Annotated in this window: 15 protein-coding genes; 8 read left to right on the top strand and 7 right to left on the bottom strand. The window is 51.1% G+C overall.

Features of this window, described 5'->3' with window-relative positions:
* The first annotated feature begins 626 nt into the window (after positions 1–626).
* Positions 627–3,299, top strand: a complete 2,673-nt coding sequence (gene rcsD / locus QUE74_RS14460) for a phosphotransferase RcsD (protein ID WP_001249102.1) — start codon at positions 627–629, stop codon at positions 3,297–3,299.
* Positions 3,300–3,315: 16 nt separating this feature from the next.
* Positions 3,316–3,966 (top strand): response regulator transcription factor RcsB, encoded by a 651-nt coding sequence (rcsB, locus tag QUE74_RS14465; protein ID WP_001061917.1) that lies wholly within the window; start codon positions 3,316–3,318, stop codon positions 3,964–3,966.
* Between the two features lie 198 nt (positions 3,967–4,164).
* Here rcsB and rcsC read toward each other — a convergent pair whose 3' ends face one another.
* Entirely contained in the window at positions 4,165–7,014 is a 2,850-nt protein-coding gene (gene rcsC, locus QUE74_RS14470) for a two-component system sensor histidine kinase RcsC (protein WP_000876046.1), read from the bottom strand.
* 166 nt (positions 7,015–7,180) lie between these two features.
* Between rcsC and atoS the strand changes: the two genes are divergently transcribed.
* The 6 genes from atoS (at position 7,181) to atoB (ending at position 14,431) form a co-directional block, all read left to right on the top strand.
* Positions 7,181–9,007 carry a two-component system sensor histidine kinase AtoS gene (gene atoS, locus QUE74_RS14475; RefSeq protein ID WP_000559131.1) on the top strand — a complete coding sequence of 609 codons (1,827 nt, stop codon included), beginning with the start codon at positions 7,181–7,183 and terminating at the stop codon, positions 9,005–9,007.
* Positions 9,004–10,389 carry an acetoacetate metabolism transcriptional regulator AtoC gene (gene atoC / locus QUE74_RS14480; RefSeq protein WP_000125285.1) on the top strand — a complete coding sequence of 462 codons (1,386 nt, stop codon included), beginning with the start codon at positions 9,004–9,006 and terminating at the stop codon, positions 10,387–10,389. Before atoS ends, atoC begins: the two co-directional genes overlap by 4 nt.
* A gap of 195 nt (positions 10,390–10,584) precedes the next feature.
* Positions 10,585–11,247: an acetate CoA-transferase subunit alpha gene (gene atoD, locus QUE74_RS14485; RefSeq protein ID WP_000850526.1), complete on the top strand. Its 663-nt coding sequence runs from the start codon at positions 10,585–10,587 to the stop codon at positions 11,245–11,247.
* Positions 11,247–11,897, top strand: coding sequence for an acetate CoA-transferase subunit beta (atoA, locus tag QUE74_RS14490; protein WP_000339050.1), 651 nt, complete (start codon positions 11,247–11,249; stop codon positions 11,895–11,897). The genes atoD and atoA overlap by 1 nt, the downstream gene beginning before the upstream one ends.
* Entirely contained in the window at positions 11,894–13,216 is a 1,323-nt protein-coding gene (locus QUE74_RS14495) for a TIGR00366 family protein (RefSeq protein ID WP_000580275.1), read from the top strand. The genes atoA and QUE74_RS14495 overlap by 4 nt, the downstream gene beginning before the upstream one ends.
* Before the next feature lie 30 nt (positions 13,217–13,246).
* Positions 13,247–14,431, top strand: coding sequence for an acetyl-CoA acetyltransferase (gene atoB, locus QUE74_RS14500; RefSeq protein ID WP_000786554.1), 1,185 nt, complete (start codon positions 13,247–13,249; stop codon positions 14,429–14,431).
* Positions 14,432–14,504: 73 nt separating this feature from the next.
* Here the strand turns inward: atoB and QUE74_RS14505 are convergent, their stop codons facing one another.
* The 6 genes from QUE74_RS14505 to gyrA form a co-directional block, all read right to left on the bottom strand.
* Positions 14,505–15,281 (bottom strand): YfaP family protein, encoded by a 777-nt coding sequence (locus tag QUE74_RS14505; RefSeq protein WP_001225827.1) that lies wholly within the window; start codon positions 15,279–15,281, stop codon positions 14,505–14,507.
* Between the two features lie 4 nt (positions 15,282–15,285).
* Positions 15,286–16,935, bottom strand: coding sequence for a YfaQ family protein (locus QUE74_RS14510; RefSeq protein WP_001104500.1), 1,650 nt, complete (start codon positions 16,933–16,935; stop codon positions 15,286–15,288).
* Complete coding sequence (locus QUE74_RS14515; RefSeq protein ID WP_000536575.1) at positions 16,936–21,450, bottom strand: alpha-2-macroglobulin family protein; 4,515 nt, start codon at positions 21,448–21,450, stop codon at positions 16,936–16,938.
* A 23-nt stretch (positions 21,451–21,473) separates the two neighbouring features.
* On the bottom strand, positions 21,474–22,097 hold the full coding sequence (locus QUE74_RS14520) for a DUF1175 domain-containing protein (protein WP_001328405.1): 624 nt from the start codon (positions 22,095–22,097) through the stop codon (positions 21,474–21,476).
* Positions 22,094–23,782, bottom strand: a complete 1,689-nt coding sequence (locus tag QUE74_RS14525) for a DUF2138 domain-containing protein (protein WP_000534363.1) — start codon at positions 23,780–23,782, stop codon at positions 22,094–22,096. The genes QUE74_RS14520 and QUE74_RS14525 overlap by 4 nt, the downstream gene beginning before the upstream one ends.
* A gap of 146 nt (positions 23,783–23,928) precedes the next feature.
* Positions 23,929–26,556, bottom strand: a complete 2,628-nt coding sequence (gyrA, locus tag QUE74_RS14530) for a DNA topoisomerase (ATP-hydrolyzing) subunit A (RefSeq protein ID WP_001281242.1) — start codon at positions 26,554–26,556, stop codon at positions 23,929–23,931.
* Positions 26,557–26,691 lie beyond the last annotated feature (135 nt).

Genomic DNA, 26,691 nt, shown 5'->3' on the forward strand with positions numbered 1-26,691 from the left:
ACACGAATATGATACTAAAACTTTTAAGATGTTTCATTTATCGCTATAGATGTTTCAGAATGTAAATACAAGGGAACTTTTTAAGATTATTGCGGAATGGCGAAATAAGCACCTAACATCAAGCAATAATAATTCAAGGTTAAAATCAATAACTTATTCTTAAGTATTTGACAGCACTGAATGTCAAAACAAAACCTTCACTCGCAACTAGAATATCTCCCGCTATCATCATTAACTTTATTTATTACCGTCATTCATTTCTGAATGTCTGTTTACCCCTATTTCAACCGGATGCCTCGCATCCGGTTTTTTTTTACCCTTCTTTACACACTTTTCATTATTCTGTGCTACCACAGAAAAACTATAACGCTTGTTAACTATTTCACAAATAATTAACATCAGCATAATTTCCAGCAATCTTCGTTTATTTGCAATTAATTTCGTTAGGCTTTTTGTAGGTTATTTGTACAGCAAAATGGCACTTGTACATCTATTTCCCCCAATGCAGGATGATAAATATCACGGGAGAATAGAGAATCATCAATCAGGTAAGAGTCTGGAATTTCACACTGTACCCTTTATACTGCCCTATCACTTCGCGAAGTTTTAACAGGTCATAAACACGAATGCGTCAGAAAGAGACAACGGCCACGACCCGCTTTTCACTCCTACCGGGGAGCATTACCCGCTTCTTTTTACTGTTGATCATTGTGTTACTGGTGACGATGGGTGTAATGGTGCAAAGCGCCGTTAACGCCTGGCTGAAAGATAAAAGTTACCAGATTGTCGACATTACCCACGCAATCCAAAAGCGCGTCGATACCTGGCGTTACGTGACCTGGCAGATCTACGACAACATTGCCGCGACGACCTCCCCCTCCTCCGGCGAAGGTTTACAAGAGACGCGCCTGAAACAGGATGTCTACTATCTGGAAAAACCACGCCGCAAAACGGAAGCGTTAATCTTTGGCTCTCACGACAACTCAACGCTTGAGATGACTCAACGGATGTCCACCTATCTGGACACATTGTGGGGCGCAGAAAATGTACCGTGGTCGATGTATTACCTGAATGGTCAGGATAACAGTCTGGTACTGATCTCGACCCTGCCCCTCAAAGATCTCACCTCCGGATTTAAAGAATCGACCGTCAGCGACATTGTTGATTCACGTCGCGCAGAGATGTTGCAACAGGCCAACGCGCTCGATGAACGCGAAAGTTTTTCTAACCTGCGCCGCCTGGCCTGGCAGAACGGTCATTACTTTACCTTGCGTACCACGTTCAACCAGCCGGGACATCTGGCAACGGTCGTTGCTTTTGATCTGCCGATTAATGATTTGATCCCACCGGGTATGCCGCTGGACAGTTTCCGCCTTGAGCCAGACGCGACGGCAACGGGAAACAATGAAAATGAGAAAGAAGGGACGGATAGCGTCAGTATCCACTTTAACAGTACGAAGATTGAAATCTCCTCGGCACTCAACTCTACCGATATGCGCCTGGTCTGGCAGGTTCCTTATGGCACCTTATTGCTGGATACGTTGCAAAACATTCTGCTGCCACTGCTGCTGAACATCGGTTTGCTGGCGCTGGCGTTATTTGGCTATACCACATTCCGCCATTTCTCCAGCCGCAGTACAGAAAGCGTCCCCAGCACGGCGGTCAATAACGAATTGCGCATTTTACGGGCAATTAATGAAGAGATAGTCTCACTGCTGCCGCTCGGCCTGCTGGTTCACGATCAGGAATCGAACCGCACGGTCATAAGTAACAAAATTGCCGATCACCTGCTGCCGCATTTAAATCTGCAAAACATCACCACCATGGCGGAACAGCATCAGGGGATTATTCAGGCGACGATCAATAACGAGCTGTATGAGATCCGCATGTTCCGCAGCCAGGTTGCGCCGCGCACACAAATTTTCATTATTCGCGATCAGGATCGCGAAGTGCTGGTAAACAAGAAACTCAAGCAGGCGCAGCGTCTGTATGAGAAAAACCAGCAGGGGCGGATGACCTTTATGAAAAACATTGGCGATGCGCTGAAAGAACCCGCACAGTCCCTGGCGGAGAGCGCGGCTAAACTCAACGCCCCGGAAGGCAAACAACTGGCGAATCAGGCAGATGTGCTGGTGCGGCTGGTCGATGAAATACAGTTAGCGAATATGCTTGCGGACGATAGCTGGAAAAGTGAGACGGAGCTGTTCTCCGTGCAGGATTTGATTGATGAAGTTGTGCCTTCAGTATTGCCTGCCATCAAGCGTAAAGGTCTGCAACTGCTGATTAACAATCATCTGAAAGCACACGATATGCGCCGCGGCGATCGCGATGCCTTACGACGTATTTTGCTACTACTGATGCAATATGCCGTGACCTCAACGCAATTGGGAAAAATCACCCTTGAGGTTGATCAGGATGAGTCCTCCGAAGACCGCCTGACGTTCCGCATTCTGGACACCGGAGAAGGCGTAAGCATTCATGAAATGGATAATTTGCACTTCCCGTTTATCAACCGGACCCAAAACGATCGCTATGGCAAGGCCGACCCGCTGGCATTCTGGTTGAGCGATCAACTGGCGCGTAAACTGGGCGGTCATTTAAACATCAAAACGCGGGATGGGCTTGGTACACGCTACTCTGTGCATATCAAAATGCTCGCAGCTGACCCGGAAGTTGAAGAGGAAGAAGAACGATTACTGGATGATGTCTGCATAATGGTGGATGTTACTTCGGCAGAAATTCGGAATATTGTCACTCGCCAGTTAGAAAATTGGGGTGCAACCTGTATCACACCCGATGAAAGATTAATTAGTCAAGATTATGATATCTTTTTAACGGATAATCCGTCTAATCTTACTGCCTCTGGCTTGCTTTTAAGCGATGATGAGTCTGGCGTACGGGAAATTGGGCCTGGTCAATTGTGCGTCAACTTCAATATGAGCAACGCTATGCAGGAAGCGGTCTTACAATTAATTGAAGTGCAACTGGCGCAGGAAGAGGTGACAGAATCGCCTCTGGGCGGAGATGAAAATGCGCAACTCCATGCCAGCGGCTATTATGCGCTCTTTGTAGACACAGTACCGGATGATGTTAAGAGGCTGTATACTGAAGCAGCAACCAGTGACTTTGCTGCGTTAGCCCAAACGGCTCATCGTCTTAAAGGCGTATTTGCCATGCTAAATCTGGTACCCGGCAAGCAGTTATGTGAAACGCTGGAACATCTGATTCGTGAGAAGGATGTTCCAGGAATAGAAAAATACATCAGCGACATTGACAGTTATGTCAAGAGCTTGCTGTAGCAAGGTAGCCTATTACATGAACAATATGAACGTAATTATTGCCGATGACCATCCGATAGTCTTGTTCGGTATTCGCAAATCACTTGAGCAAATTGAGTGGGTGAATGTTGTCGGCGAATTTGAAGACTCTACAGCACTGATCAACAACCTGCCGAAACTGGATGCGCATGTGTTGATTACCGATCTCTCCATGCCTGGCGATAAGTACGGCGATGGAATTACCTTAATCAAGTACATCAAGCGCCATTTCCCAAGCCTGTCGATCATCGTTCTGACCATGAACAACAACCCGGCGATTCTTAGTGCGGTATTGGATCTGGATATCGAAGGGATCGTGCTGAAACAAGGTGCACCGACCGATCTGCCGAAAGCTCTCGCCGCGCTGCAGAAAGGGAAGAAATTTACCCCGGAAAGCGTTTCTCGCCTGTTAGAAAAAATCAGTGCTGGCGGTTATGGTGACAAGCGTCTCTCGCCAAAAGAGAGTGAAGTTCTGCGCCTGTTTGCGGAAGGCTTCCTGGTGACCGAGATCGCTAAAAAGCTGAACCGCAGTATCAAAACCATCAGTAGCCAGAAGAAATCTGCGATGATGAAGCTGGGTGTCGAGAACGATATTGCTCTGCTGAATTATCTCTCTTCTGTGACCTTAAGTCCGGCAGATAAAGACTAATCATCTGTAGGCCAGATAAGACGCGTCAGCGTCGCATCTGGCATTTGCACTGAATGCCGGATGCGGCGTAAACGCCTTATCCGGCCTACGATTCCCATTATTTCAATGGATTACAACAAAGTAGGCCAGATAAGACGCACCAGCGTCGCATCTGGCATTTGCACTGAATGCCAGATGCGGCGTAAATGTCTTATAAGCCTACGATTCCCGCGATTTCCGAACCCTCTCGGCATATACCGTCAGTGTCTGTTTTATCACATCCAGCGTTACCGGCTTCGACAGGCAGCTGTCCATACCGGACTCCAGACACCGCTGCTTCTCTTCAGCCAGCGCATTAGCAGTTACTCCGATTACCGGCAACGTCAGCCCCAACTGACGAATGCGTTGCGTCAAGCGGTAACCATCCATATTTGGCATGTTGACGTCGCTAAGCACGATATCAATATGATTCTTGCTAAGTACATTAAGCGCATCGACGCCATCATTCGCGGTTTTACATTGATAGCCCAGCGATCCCAACTGATCTGCCAGCAGACGCCGGTTAATCGGATGATCATCCACGACCAGAATCATCATATCGTCGTTATCGCTGACCGCTTTGTCCGTCGACGGCAGAGCGTTAGCAGGATCATCGCTCTCTATCTCGATCAAATAAATACGCGCCAACAATGCCGGTAGCTCATGCGGTGCAGCCACACTGTGTACCCACTCCCCTGGCGCTTTCTCCAGCGGAATACCAATATGGCGACGACAGAAGGTCACTACCGCTCTACCCTGCCATTTTTTGCTCACTACCTCGTCAGTGATTAACACATCTTCGGGAGTCGGTTCCTGCCCTTCGTATGTTGTAACGACTATGCCGCTGCGCTGCAAACTGGTTTCCAGGAACTGACAGAGCGACGCATTGCGGACCGCCAGCCAGCAGCGTTTACCACTCAACCCTTCCACGCCTTTTTTCTGCGGGTACTGAGCGCCGTACAACGGAATACGCACGGTAAACTGGCTGCCCATTCCCGGTTCTGAATCTACCGAGATATCGCCGTCCATCATGCTGATCAGTTTTTCACAAATCGCCAGACCCAGACCGGTCCCCTGGAAGTTTCGCTGTACGCCCGTTCCGACCTGGAAGAAGGGATCAAACAAGCGCACCACTTCTTTCGCCGGAATCCCTACGCCGGTATCGCGAACGCGGATAGAGAGATAATCGCCATCAGCTCGAACATGCAGAACTATACAGCCGGTATCGGTGAATTTTATGGCGTTACTCAACAGGTTGGAGATGACCTGCTGTAAACGCATTGGGTCGCCATTTAAGGCCACTGGCACATCCGGTTCAATAAAGCAGTACAAGCCTAGCTGCTTGCGTACCACCAGCGGCAAATAGTTGGCGGTGATGTGGTTCATCACTTCACGCGGTGAAAACTCACGCGGTTCGATCTTCAACTGTTCCGATTCAATCTTCGAGAAGTCGAGAATATCGCTGATAATTTTCAACAACAGGCTGGAAGAGTTGTTCATTGCCGTCACCAGACGATCGACGCCTTTCGGTAACTCTTTGGTTTGCAAAAGATCCAGGTTACCGATAATGCCATATAGCGGCGTTCGCAGCTCATGACTGACGGTGGCAAGGAACATCGATTTTGACTGGCTCGCCTGTTCCGCTGCTTGTGCCATCTCCTGCAACGACTCTTCCATCTTCACGCGCGAAGAAACATCCACCAGCACACAAATGGCGACGTTTTCATTACGATAGCGCGAATGGACGAAGCTGATTTGCAGATTGGTATTGTTGCTGGTCAGGACATCAACAAAATTGACCTGCTGACCACAGATAATTTGCGTCAGTCGTTGGCGATCCTCATGCGTAAGCATATTGAGATAGGTATGCGCAAGTTCGTTACTTAAAATATTAACGCCATCAGCGGTACGCAAAATGCAGATACCCACTGGCGCGGAAGCGACAATCTTGCGATTAAACTGCTCGTGCTCTTCCAGTCGCAGGGCGTCGCTTTCCGCAGGAATGAATATACGCCGCTCGTACATCCGTGCGAGAGTAAACAACGCGGCTCCGGCAAGCACATTCAGTAAAATCGCGTTAAGGATCAACATGCGAATGCGCTCCAGCACCTTATCAACCGGCACCGAATAGACGATGCTTAACGATGAAGGTGGCAGGTTTTTCTTCAGCACCAGTTCCCTGAACCCTTCCGTATAGCCAAACCAGGAACGTTCCTGCATCCAGCGAGGATCGCTCTTAATCTTGCTTTCCGGTCCGGTAAGCGAAATCAGGGTATGACCATTTTCATCAAGAATGGTTACCCCCATCGGCAACGTACCAGGTAAGAAGAAGTTCTCCATCCTGATGGTCTGCTCGACACCCAAAAGCGCCTGCAACCGGTTCGCCAGATAAACTGGCGTCAAGGCGTAAAAATACCCGACGCCAGGGCGCGGACCTTCGCTGATCCAGTAGAGGTTACTGCCGCTATCATCTTGTGGTGCATTTCGATATTTATTGATGCGTTCATGCAAAGCTTTCAATGCGGTATCGCGTTCCACTGGCATATCACGTAGACCGAAATTGGCCATGCAGAGGTTATCGCTGCCGATTAAAAATACCCGGTTGAGATCGTAAGCCGCAGAGAAATTATCGCGCCAGTAGCGCATAAACCACGCCAATGACTCCAGAGAACCTCGCCAGGTGTTACTCATTGCGGAACAATCGGAGTCGGCAAACAGTGGTTCAAACACAGGCACATCTGCCTGCGTTTCTCGTCCACGCGGCGAAAGCACACCGTTTTCTGCCGATAAGCGATTTTCAGCTATGTACTTCAGCTCTTTCATCACATCAGAGGTGCGTTGAATAAAGCGCTGAGCCTGATCGGAACTCAGATTAAATTCCTGACGAATTTCCGATTCTCGCTGATGCAACGCATTAACGATGTAAAAAACGGATGAAAAAGCAATCAACAGCCAGAGCACTAACGCCAATGCTCTGAACATGTAGCGCGAGGCTTTCAGGGTTGTACGAAAAGAAGCAAGGTATTTCAAAGGGGCGAAGCTCCGCCTCAGGTGACCGATGGAGTGTGGTTAAGGTAGCGGTAAAAGCGTGTTACCGCAATGTTCTCTCTTCTCTGGAATATGATACACCGCCGAGAAATCATCACCTTAACCTCTGATAATCGTCATATACCGGACAAGACTAGTGGGATTCAGCATGCATTATATGAAGTGGATTTATCCACGCCGCTTACGCAATCAAATGATCCTGATGGCAATCCTGATGGTCATTGTCCCAACGCTTACTATTGGTTATATCGTAGAAACGGAAGGACGTTCAGCAGTCTTATCTGAAAAAGAGAAAAAACTTTCTGCCGTGGTCAACCTGCTTAATCAGGCGCTAGGCGATCGCTACGATCTCTACAACGACTTACCACGTGAGGAGCGAATCCACGCACTGAATGCAGAACTTGCTCCCATTACTGAAAATATCACTCACGCCTTTCCTGGCATAGGCGCTGGTTATTACAACAAAACGCTGGATGCGATAATCACTTACGCGCCTTCAGCGCTGTATCAGAATAATGTGGGCGTTACTATTGCCGCAGATCACCCTGGTCGCGAAGTCATGCGTACAAATACTCCTTTGATTTATTCAGGCAGGCAGGTGCGCGGCGATATTTTGAATTCAATGATCCCCATTGAGCGTAATGGTGAAATCCTCGGCTATATCTGGGCCAATGAATTAACCGAAGATATTCGCCGCCAGGCCTGGAAAATGGATGTGAGGATTATCATTGTGCTCACCGCCGGTTTGCTGATAAGCCTGCTGTTGATTGTCCTTTTCTCCCGTCGCCTGAGCGCCAATATAGATATCATCACCGATGGTCTCGCGACTCTGGCGCAAAATATTCCCACTCGATTACCACAATTGCCCGGTGAAATGGGGCAAATTAGTCAGAGTGTCAACAACCTCGCCCAGGCACTGCGTGAAACGCGAACACTTAACGATCTGATTATTGAAAACGCTGCCGATGGCGTCATTGCCATTGACCGCCAGGGTGATGTAACCACCATGAACCCGGCAGCAGAAGTCATCACTGGCTATCAACGTCATGAATTGGTAGGGCAGCCTTACTCCATGTTGTTCGACAATACTCCGTTCTACAGTCCAGTACTGGATACGCTGGAACATGGCACCGAACATGTGGCGCTGGAGATCAGTTTTCCAGGCCGTGAGCGCACCATTGAACTCAGTGTCACTACCAGTCGTATTCATAATACGCATGGTGAAATGATTGGTGCTTTGGTGATTTTCTCTGATTTAACTGCCCGCAAAGAAACCCAACGCCGCATGGCGCAAGCTGAACGCCTCGCCACACTGGGTGAGCTGATGGCTGGCGTGGCGCATGAAGTACGTAATCCGTTAACGGCTATTCGTGGTTATGTACAGATCTTGCGCCAACAAACCAGTGACCCAATACATCAGGAATATCTGTCCGTAGTACTCAAAGAAATCGATTCAATTAACAAAGTTATTCAGCAATTGCTCGAATTTTCACGCCCACGCCACAGTCAATGGCAACAAGTCAGCCTCAATGCATTGGTTGAAGAAACTCTGGTACTGGTACAAACCGCCGGCGTACAAGCGCGGGTCGACTTCATAAGCGAACTGGATAATGAATTAAGCCCGATTAGCGCCGATCGTGAACTGCTCAAACAGGTACTACTGAATATCCTGATCAATGCCGTCCAGGCTATCAGTGCACGAGGGAAAATTCGCATTCGAACCTGGCAGTATAGCGACTCACAACAGGCCATTTCGATAGAGGACAACGGCAGTGGCATTGATCTCTCGCTGCAAAAAAAGATCTTCGATCCCTTTTTCACTACCAAAGCCTCAGGAACCGGGCTTGGTCTGGCGTTAAGTCAACGCATCATTAATGCCCATCAGGGTGATATTCGCGTCGCCAGTTTGCCGGGCTACGGCGCAACCTTCACGCTTATTTTACCGATCAACCCGCAGGGAAATCAGACTGTATGACTGCTATTAATCGCATCCTTATTGTGGATGATGAAGATAATGTTCGCCGTATGCTGAGCACCGCTTTTGCACTTCAAGGATTCGAAACACATTGTGCGAACAACGGGCGCACAGCATTACACCTGTTTGCCGATATTCACCCTGACGTGGTGTTGATGGATATCCGCATGCCAGAGATGGACGGCATCAAGGCACTAAAGGAGATGCGCAGCCATGAGACACGGACACCCGTTATTCTGATGACGGCCTATGCTGAAGTGGAAACCGCCGTCGAAGCACTACGCTGCGGAGCCTTCGACTATGTTATCAAACCGTTTGATCTCGATGAGTTGAATTTAATCGTTCAGCGCGCTTTACAACTCCAGTCAATGAAAAAAGAGATCCGTCATCTGCACCAGGCACTTAGCACCAGCTGGCAATGGGGGCACATTCTCACCAACAGCCCGGCGATGATGGACATCTGCAAAGACACCGCCAAAATTGCCCTTTCTCAGGCCAGCGTCTTGATTAGCGGTGAAAGCGGCACCGGGAAAGAGTTGATTGCCAGAGCGATTCACTACAATTCGCGGCGGGCAAAGGGGCCGTTCATTAAAGTCAACTGCGCGGCACTGCCGGAATCGTTGCTCGAAAGTGAACTGTTTGGTCATGAAAAAGGCGCATTTACTGGTGCACAAACCTTGCGTCAGGGATTATTTGAACGTGCCAACGAAGGTACTCTGCTCCTCGACGAAATTGGCGAAATGCCGCTGGTACTGCAAGCCAAATTACTACGCATTCTGCAGGAACGGGAATTTGAACGGATTGGCGGCCATCAGACCATAAAAGTTGATATCCGCATCATTGCTGCCACCAACCGCGACTTGCAGGCAATGGTGAAAGAAGGCACATTCCGTGAAGATCTCTTTTATCGCCTTAACGTTATTCATTTAATACTGCCGCCTCTGCGCGATCGCCGGGAAGATATTTCCCTGTTAGCTAATCACTTTTTGCAAAAATTCAGTAGTGAGAATCAGCGCGATATTATCGACATCGATCCGATGGCAATGTCACTGCTTACCGCATGGTCATGGCCGGGAAATATTCGAGAGCTTTCCAACGTTATTGAACGCGCCGTCGTGATGAATTCAGGCCCGATCATTTTTTCTGAGGATCTTCCGCCGCAGATTCGTCAGCCAGTCTGTAGTGCTGGTGAAGCAAAAACAGCCCCTGTCGGTGAGCGTAATTTAAAAGAGGAAATTAAACGCGTCGAAAAACGCATCATTATGGAAGTGCTGGAACAACAAGAAGGAAACCGAACCCGCACTGCTTTAATGCTGGGCATCAGTCGCCGTGCATTGATGTATAAACTCCAGGAATACGGTATCGATCCGGCGGATGTATAACGCCAAAACTTGCTATGCAGAAATTTGCACAGTGCGCAAATTTCTGCATAGCCGTTCATTCAACCTCTTAATCCCCACCTTATTTATTCTTTACTATTCAATAAGTTAAAAAACAATATCAAACATTTTCATTCTGGCACTCCCCTTGCTATTCCCTGACTGTACCCACAACGGTGTATGCAAGAGGGATAAATAATGAAAACAAAATTGATGACATTACAAGACGCCTCCAGCTTCTTTCGTGACGGCATGACCATCATGGTGGGCGGATTTATGGGAATTGGCACTCCATCCCGCCTGGTGGAAGCATTACTGGAATCTGGTGTTCGCGACCTGACATTGATAGCCAATGATACCGCGTTTGTTGATACCGGCATCGGTCCGCTCATCGTCAATGGTCGAGTCCGCAAAGTAATTGCTTCACATATCGGCACCAACCCGGAAACCGGACGGCGCATGATTTCTGGCGAAATGGAGGTCGTTCTCGTACCGCAAGGTACATTGATTGAGCAAATTCGCTGTGGTGGAGCTGGACTTGGTGGTTTTCTCACGCCAACTGGTGTCGGCACCGTCGTAGAGGAAGGCAAACAGACGCTGACACTCGACGGTAAAACCTGGCTGCTTGAACGTCCACTGCGCGCCGACCTGGCGCTCATTCGCGCCCATCGTTGCGACACACTTGGCAACCTGACCTACCAACTTAGCGCCCGCAACTTTAACCCCCTGATTGCCCTTGCGGCTGATATCACGCTGGTGGAGCCAGATGAACTGGTCGAAACCGGCGAACTGCAACCTGACCATATTGTCACCCCTGGTGCCGTTATCGACCACATCATCGTTTCACAGGAGAGCAAATAATGGATGCGAAACAACGTATTGCACGCCGTGTGGCGCAAGAGCTTCGTGATGGTGACATCGTTAACTTAGGGATCGGTTTACCCACAATGGTCGCCAATTATTTACCGGAGGATATTCATATCACTCTGCAATCGGAAAATGGCTTCCTCGGTTTAGGCCCAGTCACTACAGCGCATCCAGATCTGGTGAACGCTGGCGGGCAACCATGCGGCATTTTACCCGGCGCAGCGATGTTCGACAGCGCAATGTCGTTTGCGCTGATTCGTGGTGGTCATATTGATGCCTGCGTACTCGGTGGTTTGCAGGTAGACGAAGAAGCCAACCTCGCGAACTGGGTAGTGCCTGGAAAAATGGTGCCCGGTATGGGTGGCGCGATGGATCTGGTGACCGGGGCACGCAAAGTGATCATTGCCATGGAACATTGCGCCAAAGATGGTTCAGCAAAAATTTTGCGCCGCTGCACAATGCCGCTCACTGCGCAACACGCGGTGCATATGCTGGTCACTGAACTGGCAGTCTTTCGTTTCATTGACGGCAAAATGTGGCTCACCGAAATTGCCGACGGGTGTGATTTAGCCACCGTGCGTGCCAAAACCGAAGCTCAGTTTGAAGTCGCCGCCGATCTGAATACGCAGCGGGGTGATTTATGATTGGTCGCATTTCGCGTTTTATGACGCGTTTTGTCAGCCGGTGGCTTCCCGATCCACTGATCTTTGCCATGTTGCTGACATTGCTAACGTTCGTGATCGCGCTTTGGTTAACACCACAAACGCCGATCAGCATGGTGAAAATGTGGGGGGACGGTTTCTGGAACTTGCTGGCGTTCGGTATGCAGATGGCGCTTATCATCGTTACCGGTCATGCCCTTGCCAGCTCTGCTCCGGTGAAAAGCTTGCTGCGTACTGCCGCTTCCGCCGCAAAGACGCCCGTACAGGGCGTCATGCTGGTCACTTTCTTCGGTTCAGTCGCTTGTGTCATCAACTGGGGATTTGGTCTGGTTGTCGGAGCAATGTTCGCCCGTGAAGTCGCCCGGCGAGTACCCGGTTCTGATTATCCGTTGCTCATTGCCTGCGCCTACATTGGTTTTCTTACCTGGGGTGGCGGTTTCTCTGGTTCAATGCCTCTGTTGGCTGCCACACCGGGCAATCCGGTTGAGCATATCGCCGGGCTTATCCCGGTGGGCGATACTCTGTTCAGTGGTTTTAACATTTTCATCACTGTGGCATTGATTGTGGTGATGCCATTTATTACCCGCATGATGATGCCAAAACCCTCCGACGTGGTGAGTATCGATCCGAAACTACTCATGGAAGAGGCTGATTTTCAGAAGCAGCTACCGAAAGATGCCCCACCATCCGAGCGACTGGAGGAAAGTCGCATCCTGACGTTGATCATCGGCGCACTCGGTATCGCTTACCTGGCGATGTACTTCAGCGAACATGGCTTCAACATCACCATCAATACCGTCAACCTGATGTTTATGATTGCGGGTCTGCTGCTACATAAAACGCCAATGGCTTATATGCGTGCTATCAGCGCGGCAGCACGCAGTACCGCCGGTATTCTGGTGCAATTCCCCTTCTACGCCGGGATCCAACTGATGATGGAGCACTCCGGTCTGGGCGGACTCATTACTGAATTCTTCATCAATGTTGCGAACAAAGACACCTTCCCGGTAATGACCTTCTTTAGTTCTGCACTGATTAACTTCGCCGTTCCGTCTGGCGGCGGTCACTGGGTTATTCAGGGACCTTTCGTGATACCCGCAGCCCAGGCGCTGGGAGCCGATCTCGGTAAATCGGTAATGGCGATCGCCTACGGCGAGCAATGGATGAACATGGCACAACCGTTCTGGGCGCTGCCAGCACTGGCAATCGCCGGACTCGGTGTCCGCGACATCATGGGCTATTGCATCACTGCCCTGCTCTTCTCCGGCGTCATTTTCGTCATTGGTTTAACGCTGTTCTGACGGCAACTTTACAGACAGAAGGAATATAAAATGAAAAATTGTGTCATCGTCAGTGCGGTACGTACTGCCATCGGTAGTTTTAATGGTTCACTCGCCTCCACCAGCGCCATCGATCTGGGAGCAACAGTAATTCAGGCCGCTATTGAACGCGCAAAAATCGATTCACAACATATCGATGAAGTGATTATGGGTAACGTGTTGCAAGCCGGGCTGGGGCAAAATCCGGCGCGTCAGGCACTGTTAAAAAGCGGACTGGCCGAAACGGTGTGCGGATTCACGGTCAATAAGGTGTGTGGTTCGGGTCTGAAAAGCGTGGCGCTTGCCGCCCAGGCAATTCAGGCAGGTCAGGCGCAGAGCATTGTGGCGGGGGGTATGGAAAATATGAGTTTAGCGCCCTACTTACTCGATGCAAAAGCGCGATCGGGTTATCGTCTGGGAGACGGACAGGTTTATGACGTAATCCTGCGCGATGGCCTGATGTGCGCCACCCATGGTTATCATATGGGAATTACCGCCGAAAACGTGGCTAAGGAGTACGGGATTACCCGCGAAATGCAGGATGAACTGGCGCTACATTCACAGCGTAAAGCGGTTGCCGCAATTGAGTCCGGTGCTTTTACAGCCGAAATCGTCCCGGTAAATGTTGTCACCCGGAAGAAAACCCTCGTCTTCAGTCAAGACGAATTCCCGAAACCAGATTCTACTACAGAAGCTCTGGCTGCATTGCGTCCGGCCTTCGATAAAGCAGGTACTGTCACCGCCGGGAACGCGTCAGGTATTAACGACGGTGCTGCCGCTCTGGTGATTATGGAAGAATCCGCGGCGCTGGCAGCAGGCCTGAATCCCCTGGCACGTATTAAAAGTTATGCCAGCGGCGGCGTGCCCCCCGCATTGATGGGTATGGGACCAGTGCCTGCCACGCAAAAAGCGTTACAACTGGCGGGGCTGCAGCTGGCAGACATTGATCTTATCGAAGCCAATGAAGCATTTGCCGCGCAATTCCTTGCCGTTGGGAAAACACTGGGCTTTGATCCTGAGAAAGTGAATGTCAACGGCGGGGCCATCGCGCTGGGGCATCCTATCGGCGCCAGCGGTGCGCGTATTCTGGTCACACTATTACATGCAATGCAGGCACGCGATAAAACGCTGGGTCTGGCAACGTTGTGCATTGGCGGCGGTCAAGGAATTGCGATGGTGATTGAACGATTGAATTAACATGTAAAAACGCCCGATAGCGAAAGTCATCGGGCGTTTTCTTGAACATTGACAGTAAAGATAACCTCAGTAATCACCAGTCAAAACTTTTCACCAGCGTCAGTTCGCCAGCATTACGCATCGGTACAATAAATGTTTCCTGTTTCTCATTAACCGATCCTTCATCGGTGATCAGCGTCAGTTGGGCGGTCGTCAATTCCGTTTCACTGCGTCCACCATAGTAGTTGATATATACCTGATAGCGCCCGTGAACTGGCGCTGGCATGGCGAAAATCTCCGGTCCGTAACCCGTCGTGACATCCATATCCAGTGCACCACTGTTTTTCAGCACCGTGTTACCGTACCAGGCGTGTTCACCATCCGGCGTGACAACATGAAGATCGAGGTCGGTATTGTCCGTATCCCACGAGAGAACCAGCCGTAAACGCGCGCGGATCACTCCAGCCCCCGGCGTTGAGTAAAACTGCATTTTTTGTCGGCTTTGCCCATCTGGGCTGATGACCTGCACGCTGTTGCTGCCTTCAGTGAAAATATAAGGGCGTGCAAATGAACCATCGGATTCAATTCTCTGCGGCATACTGGCACCGTTGACCACCAACCGGCCCTGCTGAACTTTACCCGCCGCCGCATAATTCTTTATTTTGCCGCGGATCTGCGCTGAGATATTTTGATCATCTGCCATGTTGACGGACGACGCCGGGTAATTGATCGATTGTGAAAAACTGGCATCTTCACCCTCTGCCGGATGCCAGCCAGAGAGCGGTGCATCAATCTCGACTTCCTGCACACCTTCGCCATGGGCAACAGGCGAAAGCGCCACCAGTAACAACGGAAGAAAAATCTTTCGCATAGCATTAGTCCATTAATAATTGTCGGGTCAGCGTTTCGATATAGTTCTCATCAAGCCCGGTGGGATAACCATCAAAGGCCAGGTGCAGATACTCATGGGTTAAATCCAGCCGATCCTGAAGCGTAAAGAAGTTACGAATAAACAGCCGTTTCTGCTGCCGATCGGTATAGGGGAAACCTGAGACTAAACGACAGACCGCAAACACGTCTGGTTCGTTGTACCCCGTCTCGCCTTGTAACATACGCCGCCACTGCGGCATTTTTTTCGCCAGCCAGGCTTTCGCTTTGGGTAATAACTGGCAGGTTGAGCGTGGCGATCCCCAGCGGCTAAGGCTGTTGTCGGGATAAGCAAACGCGAGTATCTGGTCGTAACGCTCTCCCTGCCCCGCCTGGGCGGTGGCTTGCCGCCAGGAAAGCGTCCCTTCGGTAGCGCGACTGTCGTGATAATGGACCGGGTCGCCCGCATAGATGAGATCCTGCGTCCAGGCGGTCATCATTCGCGCCCCCGTGGTAGCTGGCGAAGCAGAAACACGCTGCGTGGCGCTGCTGTCAGGGATGGTCAGGCAATCGCCTTCCCGATTGGCGTTTTGCTGTAAAAAAGTGCGAATCGCCACGGTCATAGCTTTCGCTGCCTCAGGGGGCGTACTTTTCGCCTCGCGATCCAGTGCTCTGGCAACGTACTCTTCACGATCAAGATGCGACTGCAATTTCAGTTTGCCCTTTTCTGTCAGTAAGGTCGTCTCACCGTGGCTGACAAACGTAATGTGGTTACCATTGGCAAACGTCACACGATAGCGCCCATTAAGTACGCCGGGTTTTACTGCTGTCGTACTCTTTTCCGCCGTGATTTTCTTCAGCGGATAACGGGCAAACAGCTCCACCTCTACACATTGCCCACTGGCAACTTGCGTCGGCACTGGCAATACCCGATTAAGCACCGTCGCATAACGGGTCAGTACCGTTTTGCTGGTGCCACTGCCAGTAACCCACAGCGGTGTACCATCCGTTAACCAGCCGGCAACACCACCCTGACGGATTTCCTGTTTATCATCGGCAAACCAGCTCCAGGTTTTTACCCTTACCCGACTACCGAGCATGGATGCGACACCGATTTTCGCCTCGTCCAGCACCACATCCAGTAAGATTTCCTGAGCTTTGTTTTGCGCGGGTAACGTCGCTAATGAATCAAGCAGCGATTTAACCGTTACCGAGGTTTCTGGCTTCAGCGTCGGAAGAGACGCTAACCACGCAGGTGCCTGACGCTGTTGCCAGTATTGCCCCCAAACATCTGCACCAATATGCAACCGTTGCGGCGCAAAATAGAGTCCACAGGAGCGTACCAGCGCGGTATCGCGCGTTATGCTCTCCCCAGCCTGACAACAATAAACCTCTTCCGGGGAGTTTCCGCGACACTGGTAGGGCTGCTCTGGTTGATGGGTATCCTCCAGCCAGGCGTAAACATACAGTTTCCACAAACTCCCTAACGGCGTGGTGAGTGTGTCAGGTAATGCCGAGACTTTGGTCACGCCTGATGACGACAGCTGATACAGTTGATCGTGCTGCGCGCCCCGCAGCGCCAGTTGTAACGGCGTCTCCTCCGCAAGCGTAGGCAGAGTAACCAACGCTAATAGCCAGACGATTCTGCGCCAGTTCACTTATTTCACCTGCATCCCGGTCCATTCGCTCCCTGCCGCAACACTTTGCTGTGCAGGTGCATAGGAACGCACATAACGAGCAGGAGGCAGAACGAATTGCCCTTTTTGCGAGAAACGCAGCAAATGGCGGAAGGTGACCGTTCCCGTCAGTTCTTTTACCGGCACCATATAGGCCAGTTCACCCATTTCATTGCGCGCTTTTTCCAGCAACTGCCCCTGCTGTTTCGCGGCGTTGGGTTTATTGACCGAAATGCCCCACGTTGTCCGCTCAACGTCAGCCCCCGGCGGGAGCGGTACTTCCACCTGACCGTAGCGTAGAACTGCATCCTGCTCGCTGGTAAGCGTGATTTCATCGAGATACAGCGCATCGCTGTCAATCTCATTGCTGGTCAGCGGCTGCAGAGTAAAGCTCATCTCTTCTTCACCCGGGATAAGCCGATACAACTGTCGTTCAATGGTCACCGGAATGTTACTTTGTTGAGCCGTTTTTGCCGGTTCACGCCAGCGAACCTGCACGTTTTGCGGCGGTAATTCGTCACCAAAAGAGAGAATATCCGGCACGCCCTGACCAACCCAACGCCAGTATTCACCCACTCCGGTTAACTTATGTTTGGCCCATGCGCCCGCAGGAGCAGGTAACGTAACCGGAGGCATCGTCGCCATATATTTCGCCAGCCAGTTCATTGCCAGCGCGCGCTCAATAGTGGATTGTTCAGCGGTTAAACCACTTAAAATAGCGGCAGCCTGGGTGGTGTCGCCTCCGCTATTGAGCAGCACAACCGTGTGCGCCAGCGGCTGGTTACTGTTTGCTGCTTTATCCCACGCATACTGCTGAACCTGTGGCATCACAGTGGACTTCAACTGCGCTTTTTTCAGCAACGTCATGGTTAAGACGTTTGCCACCGCATCTGCCAGTGGAGATTCAGGTGTATCGAGGATCAGACTGTCATTGATATCGCTGGTGTCTGCCTCAGAGAAATCTTTAGTTTTAGTTCCGCGCCGGGCGATAGCTTCGTCCAACCCTTTCAACAACGTTTTGCACGGCAGATTCATCTCCTGCGCCCACGCCAGCACCAGCGCCCGATGCAATAACGGCATGTTATCCGCCTGCTCCGCGTAGCTGTCGAGCATATGCTGCCAGTATTCCGGTTGTTGCGTTACGCCGAGCGCCTGGCTGGCCTGCCAGTCGGCGTACCATGCCCATGCCGTGAGGAATGCGTCGCCATTGCCATCTTCACCCCACCAGGTAAAGCGCGCTCCTGGCCCCGCCAGTTGCATCAGCCGCAAACGGTTATCCTGAATCCTCTGACGAATGTCGTTAGCGGCGGCACTTTGATGATCGGCAAGTGAACGCCAGGCGAGACTGAGCGGGATCAGACGGCTACCGGTGTTGATCACGCCACCCCACGGTTCATCGACTAACGCATCAAGATTGTTACGGAAAATCTCCTGCGGCGTTTCGCTACTTTGCAACCGGATATTGCTCGCCTGCTCGGGCAACATCAGTGCGTTATCGCCACCGCCGAGCATGACGTTTTTCTGCTGTTCAATGGGCCAGCTGTTATCCACAAAAGACAGTTTTGTGCTAATACTGTCCTGCACTTGCCCATTTTGTTGCAGTTCTGCACTTAACAAGCCAGATTGCTGAATATTCTGCGTCAGCGAAATATAATTCGCCCCTTTATGCAACGTCAGCGTCTGACGCACCTCAGCGCCTGAAAATTTAGTCACCAGCGCCACCGGTTCGTTATCCTGCTGACTGAAGATAAACAGTCCTGCCGCCGGTTTGTCACCCATGCGATATACCGTTGGCATACTCCACTTCATGTAGAGATTTTTTTCCGAACGCAAATAAGCACGCCCCTGCCCTACCAGCCCGTCGCCGTTCATCCCACGCGCGGTGATGCGCCAACGGGTTAATGAATCAGGCATCAGGAACGTGAAATACGCTTTGCCTTGTTTATCGGTTGTGAGTGACGGCATCCAGGCAGCGGTATCCACCTCTTCACGCCGTGGACGTTCCAGCATTTTCACTCGCCGCTCGCTGCGGTTAGTCGCGCCAGGCGCAACAGGTTCGCTGGAGAGCGCCTGGTCGTAGCTGATAAATGACAGGCTGGAGCTGGTACGCACATTGTTACGCCCCAGCGGATAGAAAAATTTGCCGATATTTGGCGCGATTTCCGGTTGCAGTGCGTAGATCATTTCATCGACCACGCCAACCGTTAACTGCGCAGAAACTGGTTTACCTTTCAGCAACGAGGTTAATTCGACATTGACCAGTTCACCTGGCTGGTAATGGGTTTTGTCCGTTTTCACCCGGATATCCAACTGGGGAACGGCAACTTTGATCCCGGCGTTCTGAAAACTGTACTGACCGTTACGGGTATACAGCACCGAAAAAGTGATGTTAGGCGCAAAGGAATTGTTCACCGGTACGCGGGCTTCATACTGGGTATCGTTTAAACGTTGTAACGTCAGCCAGTTTGCCGGATGCGATAGCAGCGACTGCTGTTCAACGCGATCGCGTTCCAGCGTCAATAACGCTTCATCAATTGGCTCCGGGAAGGTAATCAGCATCTTCGCGGTTTCGCCTGGCTGGTACAGCGTTTTATCCGCCACGATATCTACCGTACCAGTATGCGCCGTGCTGCCCTTACCGCTGACGGCATGGCTTAACCCGGCGAGAATTAAGCCGTCTTTATCGCGTAACGTCAGGTTGTAATTGCCTGGTTTATCGAAATTGACGGTAAAGGATTTGCCGCCAGAAGGTAGATCTCCGCTGTGGCTCGTGCGGTCTTCCAGACGCAACCACTCATACGTAACAGGAACCTGTTTTGAAGATTCCAGCGCAGCATAACGGAAAACAACCGATTCACCGCTATTGCTGTATTGTGCGGCGGTGCTCAAAGTGTAATGCGCCAGACCACGTTCAATGAGGATCTCTTTGGTGGTGGTAACACGATACGCCGCGCCGTCACTGGCGGAGACAGTTAACAAATAACGGCTTGGTTTATCGGCGGCGGGGAGATTTAACGCCACATGACCATTATCGTCGGAAACCGTTTCACTGCCTTCCAGCGACACCGGGAAACGTCCGGCATAACGCAAATCGTTACCGACCATTGATAATTGCTGAGCGCGCAAACTTAACTGCACGCGGGCATCTTTTACCGGCTCGCCATCAGGGTAAAGCAGTTGCAGTTTGCCGCTAACCGCTTCGCCTGTTTTGAACTCTTTTTTGTCGAGAGCTAAACCAATCTCGAAATGTGGCTTGATATAGTTGGCTACGCGAAAACTACTGCTATAGACCTGATTGCGGTAAGCAAGACGTAATTCATAACCTCCGGCAACGGCATTTTCTGGCAGGCGGAAACTCCCCTGCCCGCCATTACGCGCATCCAGCGTGACATTGACGGTTTGCAACAGGCTGCCATTAGCATCCAGCACTGAAAGTTTCGCCGGTGCGCTGACGATAGGGGATGAATGCAACGGATCGTGGAACTCGCGGCCCATCACTTTAACATCGACACGATCGCCTGCGCGATATAGCGGGCGATCAGTAAAGATATACAAGCGGGTATTGTAGATTTCACTTTCGTAGAAAAAATTCTCGGAGACAAAAACGCCGCCTTCTGCATCTTTACCCAGAATGTATGAACGTTCCGGCGATATATGTTGTAACTGCAAGGTACCGCTGTCATCGGTCACACCGCGAGTCATCACGCCAAGACCGTCAGTCCACAGGATCTCTGAGCCTGGCTTCGCTTCACCCTGTTTTTTGCCAGCAGTCCACACCAGAAGTTCGTTGCCTGACACTTTGCTAAGCGCCACGGTATCGGAGACAAATACCACCGTCGTTGCCCGATACCCACCGACCATCGCCTCGACGAGATACAGTCCCGGCTCTTGTTTGCCGAGAGGAATATAGATGTTGCCCGGCTGCGGCGAGATGAAATTGCTGGATGCGCCTTCCAGTTTTACCCCTTGCTGCGGCTCGACCGGTTTTGCCTGCCATAGTGGATAGCGGAACTGTTCCACCAGTGGATATTTTTTCAGCGGTGAAAACTGGCTGTTCTGTACATAACGGGAAGGTTTAACAATGGCATTACCGAGCTGTAATTCGGGTAACGCCTGAGTCACATTCTGCCGTGACTGAGAAGAGAAAGTACGCTGCATTACACGGCGAGATTTGCCATACCAGTTATCCCACAGCCAGGTTAGCGTATTGTTCAGCCCGTCGCCCAGATATTGCGGTTGCACCACAATGCGATGCAGGTTTTTCTGCTGGCGCAAAAATGCCATCGGGTCAGGAATACGATACAGGCGAACGTCCACGCCGCCGTACTCTTCCATCTGGTAACGCCGATAATCACGCCCCGGCGCTTCCAGTCGCACTTTCGCCTCTTCACTGCTGCTAAAACTGCTGTCAGCGAGCAAAAAGAATGTTCCCCCGGCGGGTGGCGCATAGTTACTGGAAGGAAGCGAATCATCAGCATTAGCAAGCCCTGTTCCCACAAGAGACAGGCACAAGCACGCTGCTATCGCGCCAGAAAATTTAAACGATAAATGCCAATGAAATTGGGATTGGAATCGTTGGGTATCCATCGGGTGTCCTTCCATGTCATAAGTTGTTGCAGACTGACTGCGCGCATTCCGTTGTCAGTTTTCGTGGCGCTTCCGGTGTGGTAGATGACGTAACGCCCCATCCAGACCATTAAGTGCTGGGCATCGCCCTGATCGAAAAAAATCATATCGCCAGGCAACGCCTGGTTTATGTCCTGGCCAATAAATTGGCTGTTGTACTGAATCAAATTAATCGCGGTCACATAGGGGCCGGTTTTTCCGTTCCCCTGATTCCAGTTTTGCGCCAGTTGACGCTGTTCAGGTGTTAGCGTCATTTCAGGCGGCAAATACTGACTTGCTATACCGTTACTTTTTAGCCATTTGCTGTCGTGAACTTTCAGCGCCTCGTTCGCCGAAAATCGCACCAGGCCCGCACAATCCTGCTGATACCAGCGCGGACTTGGCCCCTGGCGAAGCTGTTCCTGTGCAATGCGCACAAACCAGGCGCGAAACAGCCCCGATTGTTCGACATTCAGCATTTCGCTATGAGCAACAACACAACACAGCCAGCAAATCAGCGCCAGCAGCCCGTGCCTCATAGTGGCTGCCAGGTAATGGGTAGCCACTGCCAGGCGGCACCGGGTTCCATCTGGGCCAGCTTCATGACATAACGCGGTTGTTGAGATAAAGCGTCCAGCTTCGGCATTAATAAAGTTTGTGCGGCGTTATAAAAAACCGGTTCGAGATTCTTCGGCAGACTGGTCAGCGTTTCGTTACGCAGCAGTTTCGCCACGCCTTGTGGATTGATATAGACCGGAACAATGCCTTCAGTGGGTATCACATCCACCATTGCCGGGCGGGTTTTATTCAGTGTTTGCAACGCGTTATTGACCAGCGTGTCATCGAGGGAGAAAAGCATCGTCTTGTTTTGCATCGCCAGCGACACGCGGAAAAAATAATCCGACATTAATTGATCTGGTTGCGCCGCCTGTGCTTTCGGATACTGGCCGTATCGGGAACTCACTTCGCGACGCCAGATTTGCGCTTCGCCCTGCTGAGTCTGGTTTACCGGCAAAACACCTTCTGGCGCTTTGCTTTCGTGCGCACCAATATTTTGCGTAAACAGTTTTCCAGGCAGTTGTGCCTGTTCGGCTGAGCCATCAAACTGACCGACAAACAGCGGGGTTTGCAATTTTGAATCTTCATACCAGCACAGCCCCGCAGCACCGTCTAACGCCCCGTTGAGCTTGTCGTTTTCCTGGCTGATGTGGGAAAGCATCTCTTCAGCAATACCATGTGAATAAGGCACCGCCACACAGAAGCTGGCCCCTGCGGGCATACTGTTCCATACAGGCGTAAAATCGAAACTGGCATCTACGCTTGCGGATTCATCATTTAACGCCAGAAAACTGTGCCAGCCGTCGTTGCTCATTTCGAAGCGCACACCAGCAAAAGAAGGCATTAATCGCTGGTAGCCAAAACCCAGCAAATTTGCACTGACCACGATGCGCTGGCGTACTGGCGTTTTTTCGGCAGTACGCTCTTCCAGGCCAAAGCTGGCTTGCCAGCGTTTTTTACCGCTCAACAAATCACTTGCGATCGCCGTGGCTTCGGTATCCTGCTGATCATCTTTAAACAGCATGTCCGTGCTGGAAAACACCAGCATCTTGTCCTGATAAGTTGCGAACATCAGGGCGTTATTGCCGTTATAGCGCAACTGATAAACCGGGATGGTTTCACTATTTAGCTTAATACTACTGATTTCCGTTTTACTTAACTGGCTGTCGCTGGTAGCGGCAAACAGCAATGGCTCCAGCAGCTTGCTTAAACCACTTCGCTGGATCAGCACCATATAATGAGAAAGATGGCCTTGTTTATCGTGCCATAGCGCCGCCTGCGCGGGCTGATCTAAGAGTGACGAAAAGAGCTTATCTTTTAGTGTGAGATCGTGTTCGTAGACAATGCGGCGAATGCTGCCTTCAATGCCCAGACGGTCGGCATGGTTCTGATAATAAAAAACGAAATCTTCGCTTAGAACATCGTGAAGAAAAGGAATAGTAAGAAGATCTTTGGGAAGCTGGCTTAGAGAGTCGCTATCGAGAAAGAGATCCGGCTCATTGAGATCGATTTGCAGATTGTTGTGTACCACCAGCGGCAACAACGTTTTTTCTGGCCCACTACCAGCATATTGCAATGCCCAGACACCAGCGGAAAGCAGTACTATTGCGCCAAAACCTACAAGACCATAGAACCGCCAGCCTTTCGCCTTTTTTTCACTACCCATTGCCACATTCCTTGTGTAAAGCCAGCCATTTTTTATGGGTACAGCAAAACTTTACCGCGCCCTAATACGACAAAAGCCCAGACTTTGCAGCCTGGACTTCAATTCAAAAAAGGGAGATAACTCCCTTTTGGCATGAGGCGATGAAATTATTCTTCTTCTGGCTCGTCGTCAACGTCCACTTCCGGAGCGATTTCATCGTCCCCTTCCGCAGCACTGCCGTCGATGGTATCCAGATCTTCCTCGTCAACCGGTTCAGCAACACGTTGCAGACCCACCACGTTTTCATCTTCCGCAGTACGGATAAGGATCACGCCCTGGGTGTTACGGCCCACGATGCTGATTTCAGAAACGCGAGTACGTACCAGCGTACCGGCATCGGTGATCATCATGATCTGGTCGCAGTCATCTACCTGCACCGCGCCAACCACTAAACCGTTACGTTCGGTAACCTTGATGGAGATAACCCCTTTCGTCGCACGCGACTTAGTCGGGTATTCCGCTACCGCAGTACGTTTACCGTAACCGTTTTGCGTTGCGGTGAGAATTGCGCCATCGCCACGCGGTACGATCAGAGAGACGACTTTATCGCCTTCACCTAAGCGAATACCGCGAACACCGGTGGTGTTGCAGCCCATCGCACGGACAGAAGACTCTTTAAAGCGCACCACTTTACCTTCAGCGGAGAACAGCATTACTTCGTCTTCGCCGCTGGTCAGGTCAACGCCGATCAGCTCATCGCCGTCAACCAGTTTGATCGCCACTTTACCAGCGGTACGCAGACGGTTGAACTCGGTGAGGACGGTTTTCTTCACAGTACCGTTAGCGGTCGCCATGAAGACTTTCACACCTTCTTCAAACTCAGTCACCGGCAGGATCGCGGTGATACGTTCGTCCTGCTCCAGCGGCAGCAGGTTGACGATCGGACGACCGCGCGCGCCACGAGTGGCTTCCGGCAACTGATAGACTTTCATCGAATAGACGCGACCACGGCTGGAGAAGCACAGAATATGGTCGTGGGTGTTCGCCACCAGCAGTCGGTCAATAAAGTCTTCTTCTTTAATACGTGCGGCAGATTTACCTTTCCCGCCACGACGCTGCGCTTCGTATTCAGAAAGCGGCTGGTACTTCACGTAGCCCTGGTGAGAGAGCGTCACTACCACATCTTCCTGAGTAATCAGATCTTCCAGGTTGATGTCTGCGCTGTTGGCGGTGATTTCAGTACGACGTTTGTCACCGAACTGTTCACGAACCAGCTCCAGCTCTTCGCGGATCACTTCCATCAGACGATCGGCGCTACCAAGAATACGCAACAGTTCCGCGATCTGATCCAGCAGCTCTTTGTATTCATCGAGCAGTTTTTCGTGCTCAAGGCCGGTCAGTTTCTGCAGACGCAGATCCAGAATTGCCTGAGCTTGCTGTTCGGTCAGGTAGTACAGACCGTCACGCACGCCGAACTCTGGCTCCAGCCATTCCGGACGCGCAGCATCATCGCCCGCACGTTCCAGCATCGCGGCAACGTTGCCCAGCTGCCACGGATTAGCAACCAGCGCCGTTTTCGCTTCTGCAGGCGTCGGCGCATGACGGATCAGTTCGATGATCGGGTCGATGTTCGCCAGCGCCACGGCTAATGCTTCAAGGATATGAGCACGATCGCGAGCTTTACGCAGTTCGAAAATAGTACGACGGGTCACCACTTCACGGCGGTGACGAACAAACGCAGCGATGATGTCTTTCAGGTTCATGATCTTCGGCTGACCATGGTGCAATGCCACCATGTTGATACCGAAAGAAACCTGCAACTGGGTCTGGGAGTAGAGGTTGTTGAGCACCACTTCACCGACCGCATCGCGTTTGACTTCAATCACGATGCGCATACCGTCTTTGTCAGACTCGTCACGCAGCGCGCTGATGCCTTCCACGCGTTTTTCTTTTACCAGTTCCGCAATTTTTTCGATCAGGCGCGCTTTGTTCACCTGATACGGAATTTCGTGGACGATAATGGTTTCACGCCCGGTTTTGGCGTCAACTTCCACTTCCGCACGGGCGCGGATATATACCTTGCCGCGACCGGTACGGTAAGCTTCTTCGATACCGCGACGACCGTTAATGATTGCCGCCGTCGGGAAGTCCGGCCCCGGGATGTGTTCCATCAGCCCTTCAATGCTGATGTCTTCATCATCGATATACGCCAGACAACCGTTGATGACTTCCGTCAGGTTGTGTGGCGGGATGTTGGTTGCCATACCTACGGCGATACCGGAAGAACCGTTCACCAGCAGGTTAGGAATTTTGGTCGGCATGACGTCCGGAATTTTTTCCGTGCCGTCATAGTTATCAACGAAATCGACCGTCTCTTTTTCGAGATCGGCCATCAGTTCATGGGCAATTTTCGCCAGACGGATTTCCGTATAACGCATTGCCGCCGCAGAGTCGCCGTCGATGGAACCGAAGTTACCCTGACCGTCTACCAGCATGTAACGCAGCGAGAATGGCTGCGCCATACGGACGATCGTGTCATAAACCGCCGAGTCACCATGGGGATGGTATTTACCGATTACGTCACCAACGACACGGGCAGATTTTTTATAGGCTTTGTTCCAGTCATTGCCTAGTACGTTCATGGCGTAAAGTACGCGACGGTGTACCGGCTTCAGGCCATCTCGGACATCCGGCAGCGCACGGCCAACAATGACCGACATCGCATAATCCAGATAGGAGCTCTTCAGCTCTTCCTCAATGTTGACCGGTGTAATTTCTCTCGCAAGGTCGCTCATCTAACCGCTATCCCTCTACTGTATCCCGGATTCAAAGGTCGCAAATTATAACACAGCCGCGCAGATTGAGGTAAACCTATACGCTTTATTCACATCCAATGCCTGATATACTCGTTTGTCTTGCCAATTACGGAG

It is taken from the genome of Escherichia sp. 10290, assembly GCF_030295155.1.
Lineage (GTDB): Bacteria > Pseudomonadota > Gammaproteobacteria > Enterobacterales > Enterobacteriaceae > Escherichia > Escherichia coli_F.

Excerpts from the sequence above, each read along its gene's own strand:
- QUE74_RS14520 (WP_001328405.1), bottom strand. The coding sequence starts at position 22,097 with ATGAGGCACGGGCTGCTGGCGCTGATTTGCTGGCTGTGTTGTGTTGTT.
- atoC (WP_000125285.1), top strand. The coding sequence starts at position 9,004 with ATGACTGCTATTAATCGCATCCTTATTGTGGATGATGAAGATAATGTT.
- atoB (WP_000786554.1), top strand. The coding sequence starts at position 13,247 with ATGAAAAATTGTGTCATCGTCAGTGCGGTACGTACTGCCATCGGTAGT.
- atoS (WP_000559131.1), top strand. The coding sequence starts at position 7,181 with ATGCATTATATGAAGTGGATTTATCCACGCCGCTTACGCAATCAAATG.
- rcsD (WP_001249102.1), top strand. The coding sequence starts at position 627 with ATGCGTCAGAAAGAGACAACGGCCACGACCCGCTTTTCACTCCTACCG.
- QUE74_RS14505 (WP_001225827.1), bottom strand. The coding sequence starts at position 15,281 with ATGCGAAAGATTTTTCTTCCGTTGTTACTGGTGGCGCTTTCGCCTGTT.
- gyrA (WP_001281242.1), bottom strand. The coding sequence starts at position 26,556 with ATGAGCGACCTTGCGAGAGAAATTACACCGGTCAACATTGAGGAAGAG.
- QUE74_RS14495 (WP_000580275.1), top strand. The coding sequence starts at position 11,894 with ATGATTGGTCGCATTTCGCGTTTTATGACGCGTTTTGTCAGCCGGTGG.
- atoA (WP_000339050.1), top strand. The coding sequence starts at position 11,247 with ATGGATGCGAAACAACGTATTGCACGCCGTGTGGCGCAAGAGCTTCGT.
- atoD (WP_000850526.1), top strand. The coding sequence starts at position 10,585 with ATGAAAACAAAATTGATGACATTACAAGACGCCTCCAGCTTCTTTCGT.
- QUE74_RS14525 (WP_000534363.1), bottom strand. The coding sequence starts at position 23,782 with ATGGGTAGTGAAAAAAAGGCGAAAGGCTGGCGGTTCTATGGTCTTGTA.
- rcsB (WP_001061917.1), top strand. The coding sequence starts at position 3,316 with ATGAACAATATGAACGTAATTATTGCCGATGACCATCCGATAGTCTTG.